At 61.5% G+C, this 20825-nt stretch carries 21 protein-coding genes; 6 read left to right on the forward strand and 15 right to left on the reverse strand.

Features of this window, described 5'->3' with window-relative positions; translation table 11 throughout:
- Window positions 1-64: 64 nt before the first annotated feature.
- The 5 genes from CEC48_RS12180 to CEC48_RS12200 all read right to left on the reverse strand — a co-directional run bounded on the left by CEC48_RS12180 (window position 65) and on the right by CEC48_RS12200 (window position 3918).
- Entirely contained in the window at window positions 65-991 is a 927-nt protein-coding gene (locus tag CEC48_RS12180; RefSeq protein ID WP_088423972.1) for a sigma 54-interacting transcriptional regulator, read from the reverse strand.
- 48 nt (window positions 992-1039) lie between these two features.
- Window positions 1040-1621: an alpha/beta hydrolase gene (locus CEC48_RS12185; RefSeq protein WP_088423973.1), complete on the reverse strand. Its 582-nt coding sequence runs from the start codon at window positions 1619-1621 to the stop codon at window positions 1040-1042.
- A 304-nt stretch (window positions 1622-1925) separates the two neighbouring features.
- Window positions 1926-2327 (reverse strand): biopolymer transporter ExbD, encoded by a 402-nt coding sequence (locus CEC48_RS12190; RefSeq protein ID WP_003218118.1) that lies wholly within the window; start codon window positions 2325-2327, stop codon window positions 1926-1928.
- A 1-nt stretch (window position 2328) separates the two neighbouring features.
- Window positions 2329-3054, reverse strand: coding sequence for a MotA/TolQ/ExbB proton channel family protein (locus CEC48_RS12195; protein WP_088424038.1), 726 nt, complete (start codon window positions 3052-3054; stop codon window positions 2329-2331).
- Between the two features lie 51 nt (window positions 3055-3105).
- Window positions 3106-3918, reverse strand: coding sequence for an energy transducer TonB (locus CEC48_RS12200; RefSeq protein WP_088423974.1), 813 nt, complete (start codon window positions 3916-3918; stop codon window positions 3106-3108).
- Window positions 3919-4219: 301 nt separating this feature from the next.
- Here CEC48_RS12200 and CEC48_RS12210 point away from each other — a divergent pair, with 301 nt between their 5' ends.
- A complete protein-coding gene (locus tag CEC48_RS12210; protein ID WP_088423976.1) occupies window positions 4220-5428 on the forward strand; it encodes a CynX/NimT family MFS transporter in 1209 nt (402 codons plus the stop codon).
- Between the two features lie 74 nt (window positions 5429-5502).
- Window positions 5503-6435 (forward strand): LysR family transcriptional regulator, encoded by a 933-nt coding sequence (locus tag CEC48_RS12215; RefSeq protein ID WP_088423977.1) that lies wholly within the window; start codon window positions 5503-5505, stop codon window positions 6433-6435.
- Here CEC48_RS12215 and CEC48_RS12220 read toward each other — a convergent pair.
- Window positions 6432-7532: a fatty acid desaturase gene (locus CEC48_RS12220; protein ID WP_256579706.1), complete on the reverse strand. Its 1101-nt coding sequence runs from the start codon at window positions 7530-7532 to the stop codon at window positions 6432-6434. The two genes, CEC48_RS12215 and CEC48_RS12220, sit on opposite strands and share 4 nt — an antisense overlap.
- Before the next feature lie 101 nt (window positions 7533-7633).
- On the opposite strand from CEC48_RS12220, the gene CEC48_RS12225 reads away from it, so the two are divergent.
- The gene (locus tag CEC48_RS12225) at window positions 7634-8638 is read left to right on the forward strand and encodes an AraC family transcriptional regulator (protein ID WP_088423978.1); all 1005 of its coding nucleotides are present in this window, start codon (window positions 7634-7636) and stop codon (window positions 8636-8638) included.
- Window positions 8639-8782: 144 nt separating this feature from the next.
- Here the strand turns inward: CEC48_RS12225 and CEC48_RS12230 are convergent, their stop codons facing one another.
- Both CEC48_RS12230 and CEC48_RS12235 read right to left on the reverse strand, forming a co-directional pair.
- On the reverse strand, window positions 8783-9148 hold the full coding sequence (locus tag CEC48_RS12230) for a response regulator (protein WP_088423979.1): 366 nt from the start codon (window positions 9146-9148) through the stop codon (window positions 8783-8785).
- A gap of 38 nt (window positions 9149-9186) precedes the next feature.
- Window positions 9187-9873 carry a Crp/Fnr family transcriptional regulator gene (locus CEC48_RS12235; RefSeq protein ID WP_088423980.1) on the reverse strand — a complete coding sequence of 229 codons (687 nt, stop codon included), beginning with the start codon at window positions 9871-9873 and terminating at the stop codon, window positions 9187-9189.
- 83 nt (window positions 9874-9956) lie between these two features.
- Here CEC48_RS12235 and CEC48_RS12240 point away from each other — a divergent pair, with 83 nt between their 5' ends.
- On the forward strand, window positions 9957-10481 hold the full coding sequence (locus CEC48_RS12240) for a DUF962 domain-containing protein (protein WP_088423981.1): 525 nt from the start codon (window positions 9957-9959) through the stop codon (window positions 10479-10481).
- A gap of 126 nt (window positions 10482-10607) precedes the next feature.
- Here the strand turns inward: CEC48_RS12240 and CEC48_RS12245 are convergent, their stop codons facing one another.
- The 6 genes from CEC48_RS12245 to dibA form a co-directional block, all read right to left on the reverse strand.
- Window positions 10608-11588, reverse strand: a complete 981-nt coding sequence (locus CEC48_RS12245; protein ID WP_088423982.1) for a sulfate/molybdate ABC transporter ATP-binding protein — start codon at window positions 11586-11588, stop codon at window positions 10608-10610.
- Window positions 11589-11591: 3 nt separating this feature from the next.
- On the reverse strand, window positions 11592-12464 hold the full coding sequence (cysW, locus tag CEC48_RS12250; RefSeq protein ID WP_088423983.1) for a sulfate ABC transporter permease subunit CysW: 873 nt from the start codon (window positions 12462-12464) through the stop codon (window positions 11592-11594).
- A gap of 13 nt (window positions 12465-12477) precedes the next feature.
- Window positions 12478-13296: a sulfate ABC transporter permease subunit CysT gene (cysT, locus tag CEC48_RS12255; protein ID WP_088423984.1), complete on the reverse strand. Its 819-nt coding sequence runs from the start codon at window positions 13294-13296 to the stop codon at window positions 12478-12480.
- Window positions 13297-13455: 159 nt separating this feature from the next.
- Window positions 13456-14466, reverse strand: a complete 1011-nt coding sequence (locus tag CEC48_RS12260; protein ID WP_088423985.1) for a sulfate ABC transporter substrate-binding protein — start codon at window positions 14464-14466, stop codon at window positions 13456-13458.
- A 76-nt stretch (window positions 14467-14542) separates the two neighbouring features.
- On the reverse strand, window positions 14543-14725 hold the full coding sequence (gene oscA, locus CEC48_RS12265) for a sulfur starvation response protein OscA (RefSeq protein ID WP_003170956.1): 183 nt from the start codon (window positions 14723-14725) through the stop codon (window positions 14543-14545).
- 322 nt (window positions 14726-15047) lie between these two features.
- Complete coding sequence (gene dibA / locus CEC48_RS12270) at window positions 15048-16958, reverse strand: phosphodiesterase DibA (protein WP_088423986.1); 1911 nt, start codon at window positions 16956-16958, stop codon at window positions 15048-15050.
- Window positions 16959-17123: 165 nt separating this feature from the next.
- On the opposite strand from dibA, the gene desA reads away from it, so the two are divergent.
- Entirely contained in the window at window positions 17124-18308 is a 1185-nt protein-coding gene (gene desA / locus CEC48_RS12275; protein ID WP_088423987.1) for a delta-9 fatty acid desaturase DesA, read from the forward strand.
- Window positions 18309-18564: 256 nt separating this feature from the next.
- Complete coding sequence (locus CEC48_RS12280; protein ID WP_088423988.1) at window positions 18565-19563, forward strand: sensor domain-containing diguanylate cyclase; 999 nt, start codon at window positions 18565-18567, stop codon at window positions 19561-19563.
- Between the two features lie 2 nt (window positions 19564-19565).
- Here the strand turns inward: CEC48_RS12280 and CEC48_RS12285 are convergent, their stop codons facing one another.
- Window positions 19566-20774, reverse strand: coding sequence for an HDOD domain-containing protein (locus tag CEC48_RS12285; RefSeq protein ID WP_088423989.1), 1209 nt, complete (start codon window positions 20772-20774; stop codon window positions 19566-19568).
- Window positions 20775-20825 lie beyond the last annotated feature (51 nt).

Here is a 20825-nt window from a genome sequence, read left to right on the forward strand (position 1 = left end):
GGACGATACCGAGGTTTTTTATTCCAGAACAATACTTTTTATTCACTTTGATATTCCATTTTTCTCATGCAGACGCCAACCCTTCCAGTAGACGCTTCAGCGCGCTGCGCTCGGCCTCGGTGCCGCTGCTGAGGATCTGCCGCGCCTGGTGTTCGATCTGCGCCACCGAAGGCAGCGGCAGGTTCAAATGCTCCGGCAAAATCTCGTCGCCACTGCTGACCAGCAGGGCAAAGTGAATCACGTTCTCCAACTCCCGGGTGTTCCCCGGCCAGGTGTGATGCTCCAGCACGCGCTGGGCTTCGTCGCTGATCAGTGGCACCGGCAGGTCGAGGCGCTGGCTGTAGATGCCGAGGAAATACTCGGCCAATGACAGGATGTCGCCCACCCGCTCGCGCAGTGCCGGCAGCTCCAGTTGGCCTTCGCTGAGGTAATGAAACAAGCGCTCGTGAAACTTGCCGGCCGTTACAGCCTGGGCGAGGTCGATGCTGGTGGCCGCCACTAGCCGCACATCCACCGGGCTCGGCTGATGGGCGCCGACGCGGGTGACTTCGTGGTTTTCCAACGCCGCCAGCAACTTGACCTGGATCGGCAACGGCAAATCGCCGATTTCATCCAGGTACAACGTGCCGCCGTTGGCCGAGCCGAACCAGCCGGCACGGCTGCTGGCCGCGCCGCTGTGGGCGCCTGCGGCATAGCCGAACAATTCGGCGTCTGCGTAAGTCGGGCTGATGGCGCCGCAATTGACCGAGACAAACAAACCGGGGCGGTCACTGCCACGGTGGATATGGCGCGCGAGCAATTCCTTGCCGCTGCCGGTTTCACCACGGATCAGCACGGGCAAGGCGCGGGGGGCGAGGTTTTCGAGGTCTTCACGCAGTTGGCGCGAACGCGGGTCGACAAACACCAGTGCCTTGGCACGGATGCTCAGGGGGCTTTTTTCGGCGTCAGGGAAGGTTAACAGGGGCTGACCGAAGGTTTCATGCAGGCTCATGGCAGACTCCCGCCCCATCCACGAAGGGGAAGGGGCGTTTAAAAAATTTTATGCACGGCGCCGGGAGTGATGTTCCAGGCGATTTTGCAGGCGATAGAGGTAAGCGAAGCCCTGTTCCCAGCGTTGATGGCCGGACTTCACATTGATGTGCCCGGCCCCCGCGAGAATCCCCGCTTCGGCGCCCCAGTGACGCGCCAGTTCCAGGGCACGCGTGGTGCTGACGGCGCTGTCGTTGTCGGAGCTGACAACCTGGCTTGGGAACGGCAACAGGTCGCTGGGGATTGGCGCGAAATTACGCAGGGCGGGGGCGCAGGCGGGGCGTTCGACATCTGCCGGGGCCACCAGCAAAGCGCCGCGTACCTGACGCAAAAACTGCACCGGTGCGGTGGCAGCCCAATGGGCAACGGTGATGCAGCCCAGGCTATGGGCAATCAGAATCACCGGGGTGCTGTCGGCGGCAATGGCTTCGGCCAGTGCTGCCACCCAGTCTTCGCGGCGCGGGGTGAGCCAGTCGGCCTGCTCCACGCGCGCACTGTTGGGCAGGCTGTTCTGCCAATGACTTTGCCAATGATCTTCTGGCGATCCTTGCCAGCCCGGCACGATCAGATAACGAATCGACTCGCTGTGCATGGGTGTGCCCTCCTGCAGCGTTTAACGTTGTGGGTCAGTATAGGCACGAGGTATATATTCGTTAAGGAATAAGAAGCTATTTATTAATAACCAAAAACAAGCACCGTTCGTTCCCACGCTCTGCGTGGGAATGCCGCCTTGGACGCTCCGCGTCCTGTGCTGTCGGTTTAAGGCTCGAACTCGATGCAATGGTGACGCGGAGCGTCACGGGAGGCATTCCCACGCAGAGTGCGGGAACGATCAGGCAAAAAAAAGGCCGCACCCTGCCAAGGAGACGGCCAAAAAATTGTCGAGGCATTTGAAACTAACGTGCGGTGATCACCGACAGCTTGGTAATCCCCGCGCGCTCGATAGACGCCATGGCTCGCGCCACTTCGCCGTAGTTCACTCCATCGTCAGCCTGCAGTTGCACCCGCACATCCGGGTCCTTGGCCTTGGCCGACTGCAAGTTGAATTCCAGCAAATCCGGCTGGATTTCATCCTTGTTGATAAACAGTTTGCCGGCAGCATCAATGCTCACCACCAGCGGGTCTTTCTGCTCCACCGGGGCCACGGCCTCGGTCTTGGGCAGGTTGATCGGAATCGCGTTAGTCAACAGCGGCGCGGTGACGATAAACACCACCAGCAGCACCAGCATCACGTCCACCAGCGGCGTGACGTTGATCTCGCTCAGTACCTCATCACTGTCTTGCGTGGAGAAGGCCATCTCAGGACGCCTCCTTCACTTTTTGCGCGCCGCCCTGGGCACCGGCCTTGTTCAGCGTCGGATGCAGCAGCACGCGGAAGGAGTTCTTCTGCGCCAGGCTGTAGAAGTCGTGGGCGAAGTCATCGAGGTCGGCGGCGGTGAGCTTCAGGCGACGCAGGAAGTAGTTGTAGACCAGCACCGCCGGCACCGCGACGGCGATACCCACACCGGTGGCGACCAGTGCGGCACCGATCGGGCCGGCCACGGTTTCGAGGCTGGCGGAACCGGCGGCGCTGATGCCTTTCAGGGCTTCCATGATGCCCCACACCGTGCCGAACAAGCCGATAAACGGCGAGGTGCTGCCGATACTGGCGACCACGGCCAGGCCGGTTTCCAGGGAGCGACGCTCACGCACAATTTGCTGGCGCAGGGCACGTTCGAGGCGGTCCTGGTGGTTGATCGCCTGGCTCAAGTCAGCAGCGTGTGGCGCCTCACCGACCTGGATCGCGGCATAGCCGGCCTGGGCCACACGGGCAGCAGCGCCTGGCCTGGTTTCAGCGAGTTCTGCGGCCGAATCAAGACTCGATGCCGCCCAGAATTGCTTGTGGAATTTGCGATCCTGGGACTTGAGGCGGCCGAACTGTACGCCCTTAAGCAAGGCCAGGCCCCAGGTGGCGACCGAAAAGACCACCAGCAGCCAGATCACCGCGCTTTCGATGGATTCAGTAGGAGATGCTAATGCCATGATGTTTTCCCTCTGTGCAGGTCGCGATGTGTCCAACACACCGCCTCCCAATAATTAATGAATCTTGAAATCGATCGGTACGCTGACCCAGCCGTCCTGGGCCACATCGCCTTGCTTGGCCGGTACAAAACTCCAGCGCTTCACGGCAGCCAGTGCGGCTTCGTCGAGTTGCTGGCGACCACTGCTTTTCTGAATCTGGATCTCACCCGGCTTGCCGGTGGCCAATACATGCACCCGCAACAACACCGTGCCTTCCCAACCCCGGCGCTGGGCCAGTGACGGGTATTCGGGCGCCGGGTTCTTCAGGTACGCGGCGTTGGCCGAGGCCGGAGTTACCGGCGCGGGCGGTGCCGGTTTTGCAGGCGCTGGAGCCGGTGGCGCAGGCACTGGCGGCGCGGGCGGCTGCTCGACTACCGGCTTCGGTGCGGGCTTGGGCTCAGGCTTTGGTACTGGCTTGGGTTTCGGAATTTTTTTCGGCGCCGGCTTGGCGGCCAACTCATCGACCACCGGTGGCGGGGGCTCGACTACAGGGGGCGGCGGCGGTGGCGGTACGGGTGGCGGTGGCTCCACAACCGGCGGTGCCGGCTGGGAAAATTCGATCGTCATCGGCGGAATTTCCGGCGGCACAATCGGCAGCACCGGGGTTGGCTTCTGGCTGACCCAATAGATCACCGCACCATGCAAGGCCAGCGCGAGAATCCCCAACAGGATCGCTTCACGCCGACTCAACACACCCTTGGGGGTTTTCTGCGTACGCAACTGCCCCAACGGCGCGCGATGCGGCCGGCCAAGGTCGACCAACTCACCACCCGGTGCCTGGCGCCACTGCGCCTCTTGTGCACTGGCGGCGGTCTGGACATTGCCCATTGATTAACTCCCCTGCGGTCTTAAGCAAAAAACCGACGGGCCTGCCTTGGCGGCCGTCGAGGGCTGAATCATCGGGGTCAGACGCTTATCTCTTAAAGTAATCTTTAAAGTTATACATAGATCCAAATTGAATAACCAAAGCATCCGGATTCGCCGAAGCCACGGCCTGCGCGGCCTGGCGCCGAGGGGCGAAATCTCAATGCTTTTAAGGCATACAAAATATTCACTGAAGGCATCGATTTGCCGCCCATTGGCAGACTGCACATACTCCGTGACCCGACGCGTAAGCAGGACGCTCTTCATGATTGACCCTCAACACGCTTCACATCGCGCCATTCCACTCGCCGGCTGGGGCTTGCTGGTAGTGCTGGGCCTGAACCTGCGGCCCATCCTCAGTTCCATCAGCCCGTTGCTGGGGGAGATTCGCCTGGCCACCGGCCTGAGTTTCCAGAGCAGCGCCCTGCTCACCAGCCTGCCGGTGATCTGCATGGGCCTGGTGGCATTGGTAGGTGTGCGCCTGGAAGCAAAGCTGGGCGAACGTCGCGGGATTGCCCTGGGTTTGATGATGATTCTGCTGGCGTGCCTCGCGCGCTGGCTGTTTGGCCAGGCGCCGGCGCTGCTGGCCACGGCATTGTTCGGCGGCGCAGGGGTGGCGCTGATCCAGGCATTGGTGCCAGCGATGATCAAGCGCCAGTTTCACCAGCGGGTACCGTTGGCGATGGGGGTTTACTCGGCGTCGCTGATGGGCGGCGGTGGCTTGGCGGCGCTGCTCAGTCCGCTCGTGGCAGGGCATTTTCAGCACTGGCAGGCCGGGCTCGGGATCTGGCTGCTACCAGCCTTGGGGGCGTTGCTGCTGTGGGCCTGGCTGCCATTGGGCGCAGCGAAAAACCCGCAGGTGACGGCGCCGTTCCAGGGCCTGCGCAATCGCCGCGCATGGTTGTTGGCGCTGTATTTCGGCCTGGTGAATTGCGGCTACATGAGCATGGTCGCGTGGTTACCGGCCTACTATCAGCAGCTGGGTTGGGACGTGCTGCCCAGTGGTTCGCTGTTGGCGTTCATGACGATCTTCCAGGTGATCGCCGCGCTGTTGATGCCCGCGCTGGCGCAACGTGGCATTGATCGTCGCCCGCTGCTGAGCATCAGCCTGCTGGCCCAGACCGTGGGTTATATCGGCCTGATGACGGCGCCGCTGCAATTCCCGCACCTGTGGGTGGCGCTGATCGGTTTCGGCCTGGGAGCGTGTTTTGCCCTGAGCCTGCTGCTGACCCTGGATCACCGCCGCGACCCTCGGGAAGCCGGCCAACTGGCCGCGTTCGTCCAGGGCGTAGGCTTTTTGATCAACGCCATCTCGCCATGGCTGACCGGTTGGCTGCGAGAGCTGACCGGCAGTTTCGTCAGCGCCTGGATGGTGCTGACGCTGACGGTGGTGGCGATGCTGATACTCACGCGGGTATTCAGCCCGGCGACTTATCGCACCCGCTCTATAGATATGCAATTTGAGTCTAGATAAAACAATAAAGCTTCGTTGACGGAATAAGCAACGCTATTAAAATCCCGGTTCCCTCCAGGACGCCGGGAAGCCCCATGGACCTTCGCCAACTGCGCTACTTCATTGCTCTGAACGAGTACCGCAGTTTCGTGCGTGCCGCCGACGCCATGGGCATTACCCAGCCGGCGTTCAGCCGTAGCATCCAGAGCCTGGAACAAGAGTTCGGCTGCGTACTGGTGGACCGCGCGCACAAGGACCTGCGCCCTACCCCCGAAGGTCAGGTGGTGTTGCAACACGCGTTGTCATTGGTACAGGGGGCGGCGCGGCTGAGCCATGAAGTCACCCGCATGACCAAGCTCGACGCCGGCGAATTGCGCTTTGGCTGCGATGCAGTGGCGGCGGTGAACCTGGTACCCGAAGCGATCGCACAGTTTGTCGGCGCTCATCCCAGGGTGCGCAGCGGTTTGCAGGTAGATAATTGGGAAAAGCTCGGCCGCAGTTTGAGCCGCGAGGAGATCGAATTTTTCATCGCCGATGTGCGCCACTTCGAGGCCGATCCGAATTTCCAGACCCAGGCCCTGACACCCCGGCGCAACGTGTTTTTTTGCCGCGCCGGGCATCCGCTACTGGCCAAGGACAGCCTCTCCACCAACGACTTGTTTGACTACCCGCTGGCGACGCCGCTGATAGCGCCAGGGGTGCGCAAGCTGCTGGCCAACCTGAGCGGGCGTATCGACTTTTCTCCCGCTATTGAGCTGGAGCAGTTTGCGGCGCTGGCGGCCATCGTGCGTCAGTCCAGTGCAATTGGGCTGGGAGCAGAGGAAGCGTTCGCCGAAGGTTTTGCCCGTGGCGAACTGACGGTTCTGCACTGGCGCAATGTGCCCCACAGCCTCGACAGCTTGAACAACCGCTGCGGGATCATCAGCCGCACCGGGTTTCGCTTGTCGCCGGCGGCCAAGGCGATGATCGAAACCCTGGTAGCGGTTGATGGCCCCTCTGTAGGAGCGAGCTTGCTCGCGAAAAACTAAAGCGCGCCGCGTTCCTCCAACCTGCCCGCGTTATCGTTGACGCCCTTCGCGAGCAAGCTTGCTCCTACAGGTTTATATCGGTTCGCCCGGGAAAACGTACCAAAGTCATTGAAGCGCACGCCCATTTCGGCCATCACCTTGTGCGCTGCCTTCACCGTCATCTGCCGAATATAAAACGGTTCCTTGACCACGAAATGATGAATCCCGTGGGTGCTGCCGAAGTTGAAGCAAAACGCCTGCAACGGCCACAACCACCAAGGGTTGAGCACCTGGGTTTGCTGGATCACATTGCCCGGTTCAATGTCGCCGTAGTAGTGCATGTTGGAGCTGACAAAGTGCAGGCAGAAGGTGCGCAGCACGTTGGGGGCGATGATCACCACGGCGGCGATGTCGATGACGTGCATCACCGCCAGCGTGTTGGCAGACCAGTCGATCGGCGCGCCCAGCAGGCTGGCGATGCCATTGGCCGCATGGAAGCAGAGGAACACGTACCACGCGCCCCAATGCAGCAGCGCCAGCGGTGCGTAGACCAACGCCGTGCGCCTGAGAATGCTCAATTTGTGCTTCCAGGACGGCGCCCGCAGCACCCGGATCAGCGCCGACATGATGTTGTCGCCGATCATCAGCAACCGTGCGAGGCCCCACGGTTCACCGTTGGTGATTGCACGCTCTTCGATGTCGGTTTCGCTGCCGGACACCTTGTGGTGATTGAGGTGAATATGGCGCCGCACCCAAGGGTTGATGGTGCTTGGCCGCGCCAGCCACACCAGGCCCATCATCAGGTTGTGGGGCAGGCGCTGCTTGCGAAAGTACATGCTGTGGATCAGGTCGTGTTCCAGCTCGTGGGTCAGTGATGCCAGGAACGCGTTGAGCAGCAGGCACACCCACCACGCCATGTGCCCGGTGATATAGAGCGCCGCCGAGCCCACCATGCCCACCAGGGCAAAGGCCAGGATGCCCGCGCCCAACGCGTCCTGATGCAGTAGCCAGGGGTGGCGCCGGCGCAATAACAGCCCCTCGGCCAGCACCACTTCACGAATATGCGCTGAACGCTGTTGCGCGTTCATCTGCCGGGGGCTTGCAGAAGTACCGTCCATGCTTCCATCCTCTGTCTTATTGATGCGTACATCCTGCCCTATGCGATCTGGCGGGACGCTAGCCCCACACGCCAACCTGTTGACCGCAAGCGCCAATCAACATGACCGAACCAACCTCCCTCGCCAGCTGGACCCGCGCCCTGCGCAAGCAGCTCGACGCCCTGGACCTCGACAGCGCCGCGCTGTGCGCCCAGGCCGGGCTCGACCCGCAGCAGATGGACGACCCCAACGCGCGCTACCCGCTGTCGGCCACCACGCGCCTGTGGGAACTGGCGGTGCAGGCCAGCGGCGATCCGGCGATTGGCTTGCGGGTGTCGCGGTTTGTCAGCCCCACCACCTTTCATGCCCTGGGTTACGCGCTGGTGGCCAGCGGCAGCCTGCGGGAAGTGTTCGAGCGGATCGTGCGGTATCACCAGGTGGTCAGCGACGCCCTGAGCCTGGAGCTTAGCCGGGAGGGCGAACGTTACCGCTTTCGCCTGCAACAACCCGCCGGCACGCCCGCGCCGGCGTTTGAAGCGATTGATGCGTTCGCGGCGATTTACGTGCGCACTTGCCGTAATCGGCTGGGCCGGGAATATGCGCCGCTGGCGGTGTATCTGAGGCGGCCCGAACCGGCTGATCCCAAGCCGTGGCATACGGTGTTTCGTGCGCCGGTGTTTTTCGCCGCCGAGGAAGACCGTTTGGAATTCGCCGCCCAGGACTTTGACAGCCATCTGGACGATGCCAACCCGGAGTTGGCCGAACACAATGAAACCGTACTCAAGCGCACCTTGGCACAACTGCGACCGCTGACCTGGGAGCGCAAGGTGCGTTCGGCCATTGAAGCGCAGTTACCCGACGGGGAGCCGAGCGCCGAGCGGATCGCCCAGGCGTTGCATTTGAGTTTGCGCAGCTTGCAGCGGCACCTGGCGGACGAGGGCTGCCGGTTTGATGCACTGCTGAATGAATGCAGGGAGAACCTCGCGCTGCTGCATCTGCGCGATCCTGAGTGTTCGCTGGCGGAGATCAGTCATTTGTTGGGGTTTGCCGATACCAGCAGTTTTAACCGGGCGTTCAAGCGCTGGACCGGGATCACGCCGGGGCAGTTTCGGGATGGGTTGAGGTAGTTGGGGGTGTGGTGGCTGTGAGGACCTCTTCGCGAGCAAGCCCGCTCCCACATTTGACCGAGTACATCCTTTGGAATGCGGTCGAATGTGGGAGCGGGCTTGCTCGCGAAAGCGAAGGTTCAAACACTACAAATACCGGATCAATCAGCGCCCCCGATCCCGCCGCAACACCTTCTTCACCCGCGCCACCAACGCCCGGGCTTCAAATGGCTTGAGCAAATAATCATCCTCGTGCAATTCCAACCCACGCAGCCGATCCTCAATCCCGTCGGGCGTGGTCAAAAACAGCATCGGCGTTTCGCCTTTCAACCGAATCGCCTGCTGCAACTTCCAGGCATTGAGCCCCGGCAGCATCACGTCCAGGATCACCAGATCGTATTCGTTGCTTTCCACAAAGCGCAGGGCCGCCATGCCATTGGCCGCCACCTCCACCGTGTAGCTGGCCTCCTCAAGACTGCGGCCCATCGCCTCGGCCGCCTCTGACTCGTGTTCCACTAGCAGGACGCGCATAACACACCTCGAATAATCGTGAACGCAGGCTACCACCCTCAGGCGTGCGCCGCCTCGCGCAAACGCTGCGGGTCGAGGATTTCGATCTCGCCATAGCCCAGCCGCACGATGCCCTGGCCTTGCAGGTCCTTGAGCAACGCGTTGGTGGTCTGGCGCGACAGGCTCAGCATCGCGGCCAGGTCTTCCTGGGGCAGTTGCAGCACCTGCCGCGCCTGCTCGATGTCGCCGTAGCCTTCGGCGATCATCAACAAGCGGTGCGCCACCCGCACCGACGCCGGCATCAGGCTCAGTTGCTCGATATTGATAAAGGTCAGGCGCAGCTTCTGGCTCATCAACAGGGCCATGTCGCGCCAGTAACGCGGCGCGTCTTCGAGGATCTGCAGCAACGCCGGTTGCGGCACCTGCAACAGCGTACACGGCCCGACGGCACAGGCGTCGTGGGTGCGGGGCAACCCGTCGAACAGGGAAATCTCGCCGAACCAATACGGCAATTCCGCCAGGCTCAACACCGCTTCCTTGCCCTGCTCGTTCACCGCGCTGATGCGCAGGGAGCCTTCCAGCACCGCGTACAACCCACACGGCGGGTCGCCGCGCTTGAACAGGTACTGCCCCGCTGTCAGCTGCCGCAACCGGGCGCTGGCCAGCAAGCTATTCTGTAAATCAGCAGGCAGATGGCTGTACCAGTGACCGGTGGCCAGCCGTGGGTGCCATTTCGCAGCATCCATGAGAACTCCGAAGATTGTCGGCCAACTGACAGTGTGTCGCAGGCCTACAGGGCATGATCAAACATCCTACAGGAGGAATAACAATGAAAAGCCTCGTCGACCATCTCAGTCAATACGCCGCTTACCACCGCGACCCACGCAATATCGCCAGCCACTTTATCGGCATCCCGCTGATTGTGGTGGCGGTGGCCGTGCTGCTGTCACGCCCCGAATGGACGGTGGCCGGGCTGTGGCTGTCGCCAGCGGTGCTGCTGGCGCTGTTCTCAGCCGTGTTCTATCTGCGTCTGGAATTGGCACTCGGTGTGCTGATGACCGTGCTGATGGGCCTGTCGGTGTGGATCGGGCATGTGCTGGCGGCGCAAAGCACGCTGGTGTGGCTGAGCAGCGGCATTGGCATGTTCGTGGTGGGCTGGGTGATCCAGTTTGTGGGGCATTACTACGAGGGCAAGAAACCGGCGTTTGTCGATGACGTGTCCGGGTTGATCGTAGGGCCGTTGTTTGTAGTGGCGGAGTTGGCGTTTCTGGTGGGGCTGCGGCATGACCTCAAGCGGCAGATTGAAGAGCGCGCGGGGCCGGTGGCCGTGCGGCACAAGAACGCCACGGCCTGAGCAACACTGGAGATCCAAATGTGGGAGCGGGCTTGCTCGCGAAAGCGGAGTGTCAGTCACCGGATGTACCGACTGAACCACCGCATTCGCGAGCAAGCTCGCTCCCACATGGGTTTTGCGGCGCTCTTAGGCTTTTTGCCAGACCTTGGGCTTGAAGAACAACGTTTCGCCCCGCGCCAAACCGGTCAGGCTGTCGTGATCCTTCACCACTTCGGCCTCGATCAGTTCGCTCTGGCCTTCGACCTTCAGGGTCACCCGGGTGGTCGCACCGAGCGGGCGAATATCGCGCACCTCAGCCGCGTGGTGGTCTTCCAGCTCATGGCGCGACAGCGACACTTCGTGGGGACGGAACAGCACGTGCTTGTCCTCACCCAGGTGCAGGCGGTTGGAGTCACCGAGGAAGTGATAAACGAAATCGCTGGCCGGGTTTTCGTAGACTTCGCCCGGTGAGCCGATCTGCTCGATCACGCCCTTGTTCATCACCACGATGCGGTCCGCCACTTCCATGGCTTCTTCCTGGTCGTGGGTCACAAACACTGAGGTCAGGTTGATGTCTTCGTGCAGGCGCGCCAGCCAGCGGCGCAGCTCTTTACGGACCTTGGCGTCCAGTGCCCCGAACGGCTCATCCAGCAGCAGCACTTTAGGCTCTACCGCCAAGGCGCGAGCCAGGGCGATACGCTGGCGCTGGCCGCCGGAGAGTTGTTCCGGGTAGCGATCAGACAGCCAATCGAGCTGCACCATGTTCAGCAGTTCGTGGACTTTTACCGCGATCTGGCTCTCGTTCGGGCGCTGGTTTTTCGGCTTCATGCGCAGGCCGAACGCGACGTTGTCGAACACGGTCATGTGGCGGAACAGCGCGTAGTGCTGGAACACAAAACCGACGTTGCGATCACGCACGTCGTGGCCTGAGACGTCTTCACCGTGGAACACGATGCTGCCAGCATCCGGGGTTTCCAGGCCTGCGATGATGCGCAGCAAGGTGGTCTTGCCGCAGCCGGAAGGGCCAAGCAACGCCACCAGCTCGCCACTCTGGATGTCCAGATTGATGCTGTTCAGGGCCTTGAAGGCGTTGAAATTCTTGCTGACATTACGGACTTCGATCGACATGACTTATTCCTCACCGCTTGCTGCGCGCAGGCGGTTAATACGGTTCTCGCTCCACTGCTTGAGCAGCAGGATGAAGAGCGCCAGGATCAGCAACAGGCTCGCGACGGCAAACGCGGCGACGTGGTTGTATTCGTTGTAGAGGATCTCGACGTGCAGCGGCAAGGTGTTGGTCACGCCGCGAATGTGCCCGGACACCACCGACACCGCACCGAACTCACCCATGGCCCGCGCGGTACACAGCACCACGCCGTAGATCAGGCCCCACTTGATGTTCGGCACGGTGACGTGCCAGAACATCTGCCAGCCGTTGGCGCCCAGCAGGCGCGCGGCCTCTTCTTCCTGGGTGCCTTGTTCCTGCATCAACGGGATCAGCTCACGGGCCACGAACGGCACGGTGACGAAGATCGTCGCCAGCACGATGCCCGGCAGGGCGAACACGATCTGGATGTCATGGTCTTGCAGCCATGGGCCGAAGAAGCCCTGGGCGCCGAACATCAGCACGTAGACCAGGCCGGCGATCACTGGCGATACCGAGAACGGCAGGTCGATCAGGGTCACCAGGATACTTTTGCCACGGAACGAGTACTTGCTCACGCACCAGGCGGCGCTGACGCCGAATACCACGTTGAGCGGTACCGAAATCGCCACGGCGATCACCGTGAGTTTCAGCGCCGACAACGCATCGGGCTCAAGGATCGCGGTGAAGAACGCACCCAGGCCATTTTTCAGGCCCTGGGACACCACGATAAACAGCGGCAGCAGCAGAAACAGCGCGAACACCAGCCAGCCAAGGCTGATCAGGATGCGTCGGGACACCGCACTGCCACGACGGGCAGCGTTGGCCGAGGACGCGGCGGAAATAGACGATTGGGACATGTTCCGCGCCTCCTTATGGGGTTTCGATACGGCGCTGCAACAAGTTGATCAGCAGCAACAGGACAAAGGAAACCACCAGCATCAGCACACCGATGGACGTGGCGCCGTGGTAGTCGTACTGGTCGAGCTTGACCATGATCAGCAGTGGCAGGATCTCGGTTTTCATCGGCATGTTGCCGGCGATGAAGATCACCGAACCGTACTCACCCACACCTCGGGCGAAGGCCAATGCAAAGCCGGTCAACCAGGCCGGCAGCAGCGCGGGCACCAGGATGTAGCGGAACACTTGCAAGGGCTTGGCACCCAGGCAGGCGGCGGCTTCTTCGATTTCCCGGGGGATATCGGCCAACACCGGCTGCACGGTACGCACCACGAATGGCAGCGTGACGAAGGTCAGTGCCAGGGTGATGCCAAGCGGGGTGTAGGCGATCTTGAAGCCCAGGTCTGCGGCGAACTGGCCTACCAGGCCGGTCGGCGTGTACAGCGCAGTAAGCGCGATACCCGCTACGGCGGTGGGCAAGGCGAACGGCAGGTCGATCATCGCATCGATAATCTTGCGGCCTGGGAAGGTGTAGCGCACCAGCACCCAGGCCAGCAGGGTACCAATCACGCCGTTGATGATCGCGGCATACAACGCAGTGCCGAAGCTCAGTTTCAACGCCGCCAGCACACGGGGTGCGGAGATGATGTTCCAGAACTGATCCCAGGTGAGTTGAGCGGCATGTACAAACATCGCCGCAAGGGGGATGAGTACGATCAGGCTGAGGTACACCACGGTGTAGCCCAGCGTCAGCCCGAAGCCGGGTATGACGGGGGAAATACGACGCGACATAAGAGTCCTTGGTTAGCGGAACGGACATGCAAAACCCGCAAACGAATGCGGGCTCCTGATCCCTGTAGGAGCGGGCTTGCCCGCGAAGAACGTCAACGATGACGCAGCGCTATCTGGTTACCCGCGTCGCCCATACGTTTTTCGCGAGCAAGCTCGCTCCTACTGGGCCGAGTAGATCTGGTCGAACACGCCACCGTCATTGAAAAATTTCGGTTGGGCAGTTTTCCAGCCGCCGAAGTCTTTGTCGATAGTCACCAGGTCCAGTTTCGGGAACTGCTGGGCGTATTTGGCGGCAACTTTTGCATCGCGCGGGCGGTAGAAGTTCTTCGCCGCAATCTCCTGGCCAGCCGGGCTGTACAGGTGCTTGAGGTATTCGGTTGCGATCTCGGTGTTGCCCTTTTTCTCGGCGTTCTTGTCGACCACGGCCACTGGCGGCTCGGCGAGGATCGACAGCGAAGGTACAACGATGTCGAACTTGTCGGCGCCGCCGTCTTCTTTCAGGGCCAGGAAGGCTTCGTTTTCCCAGGCCAGCAACACGTCACCCTGACCGTTGTTGACGAAGGTGATGGTCGAACCGCGAGCGCCGGTGTCGAGGATCGGTACGTGCTTGAACAGTTCTTTCACGTATTCCTGGGCCTTGGCTTCGCTGCCACCGGCTTTCAGGCCATAGGCCCAGGCGGCGAGGAAGTTCCAGCGGGCACCGCCGGAGGTTTTCGGGTTCGGGGTGATCACGGAAACGTCTTTCTTGATCAGGTCGCCCCAATCCTTGATGCCTTTAGGGTTGCCCTTGCGCACCAGGAACACGATGGTCGAGGTGTACGGGGTGCTGGCGTCCGGCAGGCGGGTTTGCCAGTTTTCCGGCAGGGTCTTGCCCAGTTTTGCGATTTCGTCGATGTCGCCGGCCAGAGCCAGGGTCACGACGTCGGCACGCAGGCCGTCGATTACCGCGCGGCCTTGCTTGCCCGAACCACCGTGGGATTGCTGGATCTTGACGTTGTCGCCCGGGTGCGACTGCTTCCAGAAGCTGGTGAATTCAGCGTTGTAGTCCTGGTAGAGCTCGCGGGTCGGGTCGTAAGACACGTTGAGCAGTTCGTAATCCTTGGCAACAGCGGAACCGGCAAACACGGCACTGGCCAGTGCTGCCAGGGCATAACGGCGAATCGACGACATAGAAGGCTCCTGAAATTCTGGGGTGTTGGCTTTTTTCTTATAGTTGCGGGTCTTGCAATCGAATCGCCGATCTTGCTTAGCTCGGCTTGTTGCCCGGGTTCTGCAAACGGAATTTTTCTTTGCGTTCGATCTGTACTACCTGGGCGTTGTGCACAGTGATTTCCACCGCACCAAACCGCAGATCGCGCAGGGCGCTCTGGATCTCGCGCAAAATGGCTGCTTCGTCCTGGCCGTCAACGCTGCGTAGAGATGCGCTCATGGTCGTGCTCCTGAAATGAGAAGTGCCTCGCAGTGGCGGCACTGCTTGCGGCGTGAGGGCGATAGTAGATAAGCGCGGATATTCTTAAAAATACTATTTAAGAATGTTTATATAACCAGAAAGAATTTTCTGCTGGGACGTGGGGTTGCGCGGGGTTTTGCGGGGCGACCCGTGAAATAAAGCCGTGTGGAGATCCAAATGTGGGAGCGGGCTTGCTCACGAAGGCGGTGGGTCAGTGACAGATTTGCTGACTGACACACCGCCTTCGCGAGCAAGCCCGCTCCCACATTTTGGCCCTGTTTCAAATCAGGACAGGCGGTGGTTAACGAATTGTCGGCGCTCTCGCCCAATCCAGCTCACTGGCCGGCATCGGCCGGCCAAACCAGTATCCCTGGCCCAGGTCACAACACTGTTCCAACAGAAACCGCGCCTGCTCAAGCTGCTCGATGCCCTCGGCATGCACCTGCATGCCCATGCTCTGCGCCAGCGCAATCACCACCCGCACAATCGCCGCGTCGTCTTCATCCCACGGCAACCCGGCGACAAACCCCTGATCGATCTTGAGCTTCTGCACCGGCAAGCGCTTGAGGCGCAACAACGATGAATAACCGGTGCCAAAGTCATCAATCGCCAGGCGCAAGCCGAGTTCCCGCAGGCGGTGCATTTGCTCAAGGGCGACTTCCGGGTCTTCCATCACCGCGCTTTCGGTCACTTCCAACTCCAGAAACGCCGGATCCAGCCCCGTGTCGTGCAGCACCTTGGCCACTTGCTCGTACAGCTCACGTCGGGCAAACAGGCGGCTGGACACATTCACCGCAAGAAACGTGAGCGGCGCGCCGTCCGCCAGCCATTGGCACATCTGGCGGCAGGCCTGGTCCATGACCCAGGCGTCGATATCGGCAATCAGCCCGGTGCGCTCGGCAATCGGGATGAACTCCCCCGGCGGCACCAGCCCGCGCTCCGGGTGCTGCCAGCGCACCAGGGCTTCGACGCCGATCAGGCGGCTGTTTTGCAGGTCGTGCACCGGCTGGTAATACACCCGCAGCTCTTGCTGATCCAGGGCGCGGCGCAGTTCGCCGGCCATTTCCACGCGGTGCTGGGCGTGGGCGGTGAGTTCTTCGGTGTACAAGGCGTAGCCTTCGCGGCCGGCGCTCTTGGCCTTGAACAGCGCAGAATCGGCGTTGCGCAGCAGTTGCTCGGCGCTCAGGGCATCGCTGGGGAACAGGCTGATACCAATGCTGGCGCTGATAAACAGTTGATGGCCATCGAAAATGAACGGCTCCTTCATCGCATCAATAATTCTTTGCGCCAGGGCGGCGGCCTGCACCAGATGTGGACAACTTTCCGCCAGCACCGCGAATTCGTCGCCGCCCAGGCGCGCCAGGGTCACGCCGGGGCCGAACAGGCCTTGCAGGCGCTCGCCCACGGCCTTGAGCAACTGGTCGCCGACGTTATGGCCGAGGCTGTCGTTGATGATCTTGAAGTGATCGAGGTCGAGCAGCAGCAAGGCGCAGCCGCGTTTATGGATCTGCGCCGAGGCCAGGGCCTGTTCGGCGCGGTCGGTAAACAGCAGGCGGTTGGGCAGGTCGGTCAGCGGGTCGTGGTGGGCCAGGTGCGCCAACTCGTGCTCGGAGTGCTTGATGGCGCTGATGTCGGAGAACACCGCGACGTAGTGGCTGATCGGGCCCTGCTCATCCCGAATCACCCGGATGGTCTGCCACTGGGGGTAGATTTCGCCGCCTTTACGGCGGTTCCAGATTTCGCCGCTCCATTCGCCGTCGCGTTCCAGGGCCTGGAACATTTGCTGATAGAAGCTGGCCGAGTGCCGTCCGGACTTGAACAGGCTCGGCTGGCGGCCCATGACGTCTTCGCACTGGTAGCCGGTGATTTCGATAAAGGCCCGGTTGACGTGAACAATCAGCCCCTGCGCGTCGGTGACCAACACGCCTTCACGGGTGCAGTCGAACACGGCAGCGGCCTGGCGCAGGCGCTCGCGGTTCTGCTCATGGGGCTGCTGGGCCAGCCGCGCCCGGGCAAAACCGGCACACAGCAAAAAAATCACCAAGGCACTCAGGCCCGTCCAGACATACCCGCGCAGGGTCAACCAGTGAATCAATTGCGCCGGTTCGTCGGAAAGTTTGGTCAACACGTGCTGGCTGAGCTGTATCCACACAATGGAAACCAGCAGGTACAACAGCCCCGCGCGCAGGGCACCTCGGTATGAAAACAGCATATGGTCAGTAATCCTTACTAAAAACCAGAATCGCCCTACAAAGGATCCGGATTATAGAATAGGAAACACCTTGTAAGTCTTATCTGAAACGGTCACTGGTTTTATCCGCAAAGGGAGTGATAATGCGGATGCTGTTTTTTTCTTTATCTGAGGGCCATACAGCCTATGTGGTACAACGGTTTTCTTGACTTGTCGGCCTGGCAACTGGTTGCAGTCACCCTGTTGATGACCCACGTGACCATTGTCGGGGTCACGGTCTATCTGCACCGCTATTCAGCCCACCGCTCCCTGGAGCTCAATGCTGGCCTGAAACACTTCTTCCGCTTCTGGCTGTGGCTCACCACGGCGCAGAACACTCGTGAGTGGACGGCTATCCACCGCAAACACCACGCCAAGTGCGAAACCGTCGACGATCCCCACAGCCCGGTGATCAAGGGCCTGTCTACCGTCCTGCGCAAAGGCGCCGAGCTGTACCGCGCCGAGGCCGAGAACCCCGAGACCCTGCGTATCTACGGCAAGAACTGCCCGGAAGACTGGATCGAGCGCAACCTGTACACCCGCTTCCCGCTGCTGGGTGTGGCGATCATGGGCGTGATCGACCTGCTGCTGTTTGGCACCATCGGCATCACCATCTGGGCCATCCAGATGATGTGGATCCCGTTCTGGGCCGCCGGCGTGATCAACGGCCTGGGCCATGCCATCGGCTATCGCAACTTCGAATGCCGCGACGCGGCGACCAACCTGATTCCCTGGGGCATCATCGTTGGCGGCGAAGAGCTGCATAACAACCACCACACCTACCCCAACTCCGCCAAGCTGTCGGTGAAGAAGTGGGAGTTCGACCTGGGCTGGGCCTGGATCAAAGTGTTCAGCTTCCTGCGCCTGGCCAAGGTGCAGCGGGTCGCGCCGATCGCCCATCGGGTCGAAGGCAAGGGCAACCTGGACATGGACACCGCCATGGCGATCCTCAACAACCGCTTCCAGATCATGGCCCAGTACCGCAAGTTGGTGATTGGCCCGCTGGTCAAGCAGGAACTGGAGAAGGTCGATCACTCGGTGCGCCATCAATTCCATCGCGCCAAGCGCCTGTTGTCGCGGGAAACCAGCCTGCTGGATGACCGTCACCACGTGCGCATCCAAAGCATGCTGGAACACAGCCAGGCCCTGAAAGTGATCTACGAGAAGCGCCTGGCGCTGCAACAGATCTGGCTGAAAACCAGCACCAATGGGCACGACATGCTGGCCGCGATCAAGGAATGGGTACACGAGGCCGAGGCCAGCGGGATTCAATCCCTGCGGGACTTTGCCCATCAGTTGAAGACCTATTCGCTGCGGCCTGCCGCGGTCTGATTATTGTAGGACCGAGCTTGCTCGCGAAGGGCCCAAATACACCGCGTGCATCCAGACAGCACGCGTTATCGTTGACGCCCTTCGCGAGCAAGATCGCTCCTACATGTTTCTGGCGCCATTTCTTGGTCGCCTCAAATCGACACCAATAACTGAACTTCGCTGCAAATCGCCCCTCTCAAACAACACTTCGCCATCCCGGCGGCCCTTGTTGTGACCGTTGCCCAACCCCGCGGCACGCCCAGAGAGAGTTGTGCCGATGGTCCAGGAAAAGACCTTCACCGACACCCCCGTCCATGACCAGCCACGACCGGCAGCCGCCGCTACGTTGCTGGCGCTGATGCATGCCCAGGGCGAAGTGGAACGCTTGAGTGAACGCGAGCAACTGCTGAGTTCGCTGCTGGTCAGCGTGAATGCCGTGCTTTGGGCCATGGAGTGGGACACCCGCCGCGTGCTGTATGTCAGCCCGGCCTATGAGCGGGTTTTCGGACGTACGGCGGGCATGCTGCTGACCGACCATCGGGAATGGAGCAACAGCATTCACCCCGAAGACCTCGACTACGCCGAGCACAGCCTGGCCCAAGTGCTGCACAGCGGCGCCGTGGAAGACCGCGAGTACCGCATCATCACCGCCGACGGGCAGATCCGCTGGCTCAGCGACAAGTGCTATATCAACCAGCAGGCCGAGCCAGGCCAGCCGGTGATCGTGGTGGGCATGGCCGAAGACATCACCGACAAGAAGCAGCTGGAACTGGAGCTGCACCGCCTGGCCACCACCGACGTGCTGACCCGCAGCAGCAACCGCCGGCACTTCTTCGAGTGCGCCCACCACGAGTTCGAGCGCGCGTGCCTGCAGGGCACGCCGTTGGCGTTCCTGTTGCTGGATATCGATGACTTCAAAGTGATCAACGACACCTACGGCCACCTGGAGGGCGATCAGGTGTTGCAGCGTATCGCCGAGAGCGGTCGAGGGGTTTTGCGCCGTGGCGACCTGTTCGGACGCATTGGCGGCGAAGAATTCGCCGCAGTACTGCCCGGTTGCGCGCCGGAGATGGCAATGCAGGTGGCTGAACGGCTGGGGCACGAGATTGCGCAACTGAGTTTCAGCCATCACGGTGAGAGCTACGCAGTCACCGTCAGCCAGGGCCTGGCCAGCCTGACCGCCGAAGATGCCAACGTGGACAGCCTGTTCGCCCGCGCCGACGCCGCGATGTACGAGGCCAAACGCCAAGGCAAAAACCGCGTGCTCACGGGCTGACGCTACACCTTGCGCATACGCGCCAATTCCGGAAAACCCACCTTGAGCAAGCGCGCCGTCTTGCCTTTAGCCAACGCCTCGACGCCTTCATGTTCGGTCAAGCGCGCCAGTTGCGCCGCCAGGTTCACCACCAGCGCTTCCCGGGAATACACCCCGCCCTCCAGCGAATAAATCGCCGCGATCAACTGGCGCAACTCCAGCGGCAAGCGCCAGCGTGTGCGCAATGCCGAGCCATAGGCCGCGCCGAAGGTGTAGAGGGACTCGCCAATCGCTTCGTCATCCAACTCGCCGCCGCCCTGTAGCCAGTCTTGCAAACAGCGCAACAAGGCCAGGTCGCCCAGGCGATGGAGGATGCCGGCGCTGTAGCAGCGCTCGTGATCCAGGTCGAGCATGCGCGCCAAACTGCGGGCGTAATCGGCGGTACGCTGGGACAACTGCCAGTAACGCTCGGCGTAATCCTTAAGGCTCGGGTCGGTCAGCACCACGTTGTGTTTGAGGGCGAGCCCCAGGATCAGGTTCATGCTTTGCCCGGCCGCCAGCTTGTGCAGGGCCATGGCCAATGTGTGCACCGGCGAGCCGTGATGGCCGGCGCTGTTGGCGGCGGCGATCAGCACAGCGGTGATTTGCGGGTCCATGCGCACCTGTTCTTCCAGGCGCTTGAGGTCCAGGCCTTCCGGTTCCAGGCTGTGCTGCACCGCAGCCTTCACGTCGACCCGCAGCGGCGCACCGTCGGACGCTTCGCGGCGCCGCTCCAGAAACACCGGCAAGGTCATGCCTGGCGCCAGGGCCGGGACTTCGCAGTACACCGTTTCACCTTCGTTCAGCAGCAAGTCTTGCAGGCGCTGGGTCAGGCTTTCCATGTTCAGGGGTTTGGTCAGGTACGCCGTCGGCGCCAGGGGCAAGGCTTCGCGTACGCTGGCGCTGTCGTTGCGGGTGCTCAGCAGGATAAACGGCAACAACGGCGAACGCCGTTGCTGGCGCACGCTGTGCAACAGGCTCAGGCCATCGACGCCGGGCAGCTCCCAGTCGGCGATGATCAGGTCATAGGGTTTCTCTCGCAGCAGCTCGGCGGCACGCTGGCCATCGGCACACACATCCAGCCGTGCATCACAGCGCACATTCAGCAACACCTGCTTGAGCAAATCCCGGGACCAGGGGTCGGCCTCGGCAATCAACACACGGGGTACAGCCGGTAAATCAACAGCAGTCATCCAGCACGCTCCATCGGCAATACCAGCACCTTAGACAAAGGAGCCGCGGGC

The organism is Pseudomonas sp. K2I15 (assembly GCF_002204795.1).
GTDB lineage: Bacteria > Pseudomonadota > Gammaproteobacteria > Pseudomonadales > Pseudomonadaceae > Aquipseudomonas.

Bases quoted from the DNA above. Each gene is read 5' to 3' on its own strand.
- CEC48_RS12180 (WP_088423972.1), bottom strand. From the start codon at position 991: ATGAGCCTGCATGAAACCTTCGGTCAGCCCCTGTTAACCTTCCCTGAC.
- CEC48_RS12185 (WP_088423973.1), bottom strand. From the start codon at position 1,621: ATGCACAGCGAGTCGATTCGTTATCTGATCGTGCCGGGCTGGCAAGGA.
- CEC48_RS12190 (WP_003218118.1), bottom strand. From the start codon at position 2,327: ATGGCCTTCTCCACGCAAGACAGTGATGAGGTACTGAGCGAGATCAAC.
- CEC48_RS12200 (WP_088423974.1), bottom strand. From the start codon at position 3,918: ATGGGCAATGTCCAGACCGCCGCCAGTGCACAAGAGGCGCAGTGGCGC.
- CEC48_RS12210 (WP_088423976.1), top strand. From the start codon at position 4,220: ATGATTGACCCTCAACACGCTTCACATCGCGCCATTCCACTCGCCGGC.
- CEC48_RS12215 (WP_088423977.1), top strand. From the start codon at position 5,503: ATGGACCTTCGCCAACTGCGCTACTTCATTGCTCTGAACGAGTACCGC.
- CEC48_RS12220 (WP_256579706.1), bottom strand. From the start codon at position 7,532: ATGGACGGTACTTCTGCAAGCCCCCGGCAGATGAACGCGCAACAGCGT.
- CEC48_RS12225 (WP_088423978.1), top strand. From the start codon at position 7,634: ATGACCGAACCAACCTCCCTCGCCAGCTGGACCCGCGCCCTGCGCAAG.
- CEC48_RS12230 (WP_088423979.1), bottom strand. From the start codon at position 9,148: ATGCGCGTCCTGCTAGTGGAACACGAGTCAGAGGCGGCCGAGGCGATG.
- CEC48_RS12235 (WP_088423980.1), bottom strand. From the start codon at position 9,873: ATGGATGCTGCGAAATGGCACCCACGGCTGGCCACCGGTCACTGGTAC.
- CEC48_RS12240 (WP_088423981.1), top strand. From the start codon at position 9,957: ATGAAAAGCCTCGTCGACCATCTCAGTCAATACGCCGCTTACCACCGC.
- CEC48_RS12245 (WP_088423982.1), bottom strand. From the start codon at position 11,588: ATGTCGATCGAAGTCCGTAATGTCAGCAAGAATTTCAACGCCTTCAAG.
- cysW (WP_088423983.1), bottom strand. From the start codon at position 12,464: ATGTCCCAATCGTCTATTTCCGCCGCGTCCTCGGCCAACGCTGCCCGT.
- cysT (WP_088423984.1), bottom strand. From the start codon at position 13,296: ATGTCGCGTCGTATTTCCCCCGTCATACCCGGCTTCGGGCTGACGCTG.
- CEC48_RS12260 (WP_088423985.1), bottom strand. From the start codon at position 14,466: ATGTCGTCGATTCGCCGTTATGCCCTGGCAGCACTGGCCAGTGCCGTG.
- oscA (WP_003170956.1), bottom strand. From the start codon at position 14,725: ATGAGCGCATCTCTACGCAGCGTTGACGGCCAGGACGAAGCAGCCATT.
- dibA (WP_088423986.1), bottom strand. From the start codon at position 16,958: ATGCTGTTTTCATACCGAGGTGCCCTGCGCGCGGGGCTGTTGTACCTG.
- desA (WP_088423987.1), top strand. From the start codon at position 17,124: ATGTGGTACAACGGTTTTCTTGACTTGTCGGCCTGGCAACTGGTTGCA.
- CEC48_RS12280 (WP_088423988.1), top strand. From the start codon at position 18,565: ATGGTCCAGGAAAAGACCTTCACCGACACCCCCGTCCATGACCAGCCA.
- CEC48_RS12285 (WP_088423989.1), bottom strand. From the start codon at position 20,774: ATGACTGCTGTTGATTTACCGGCTGTACCCCGTGTGTTGATTGCCGAG.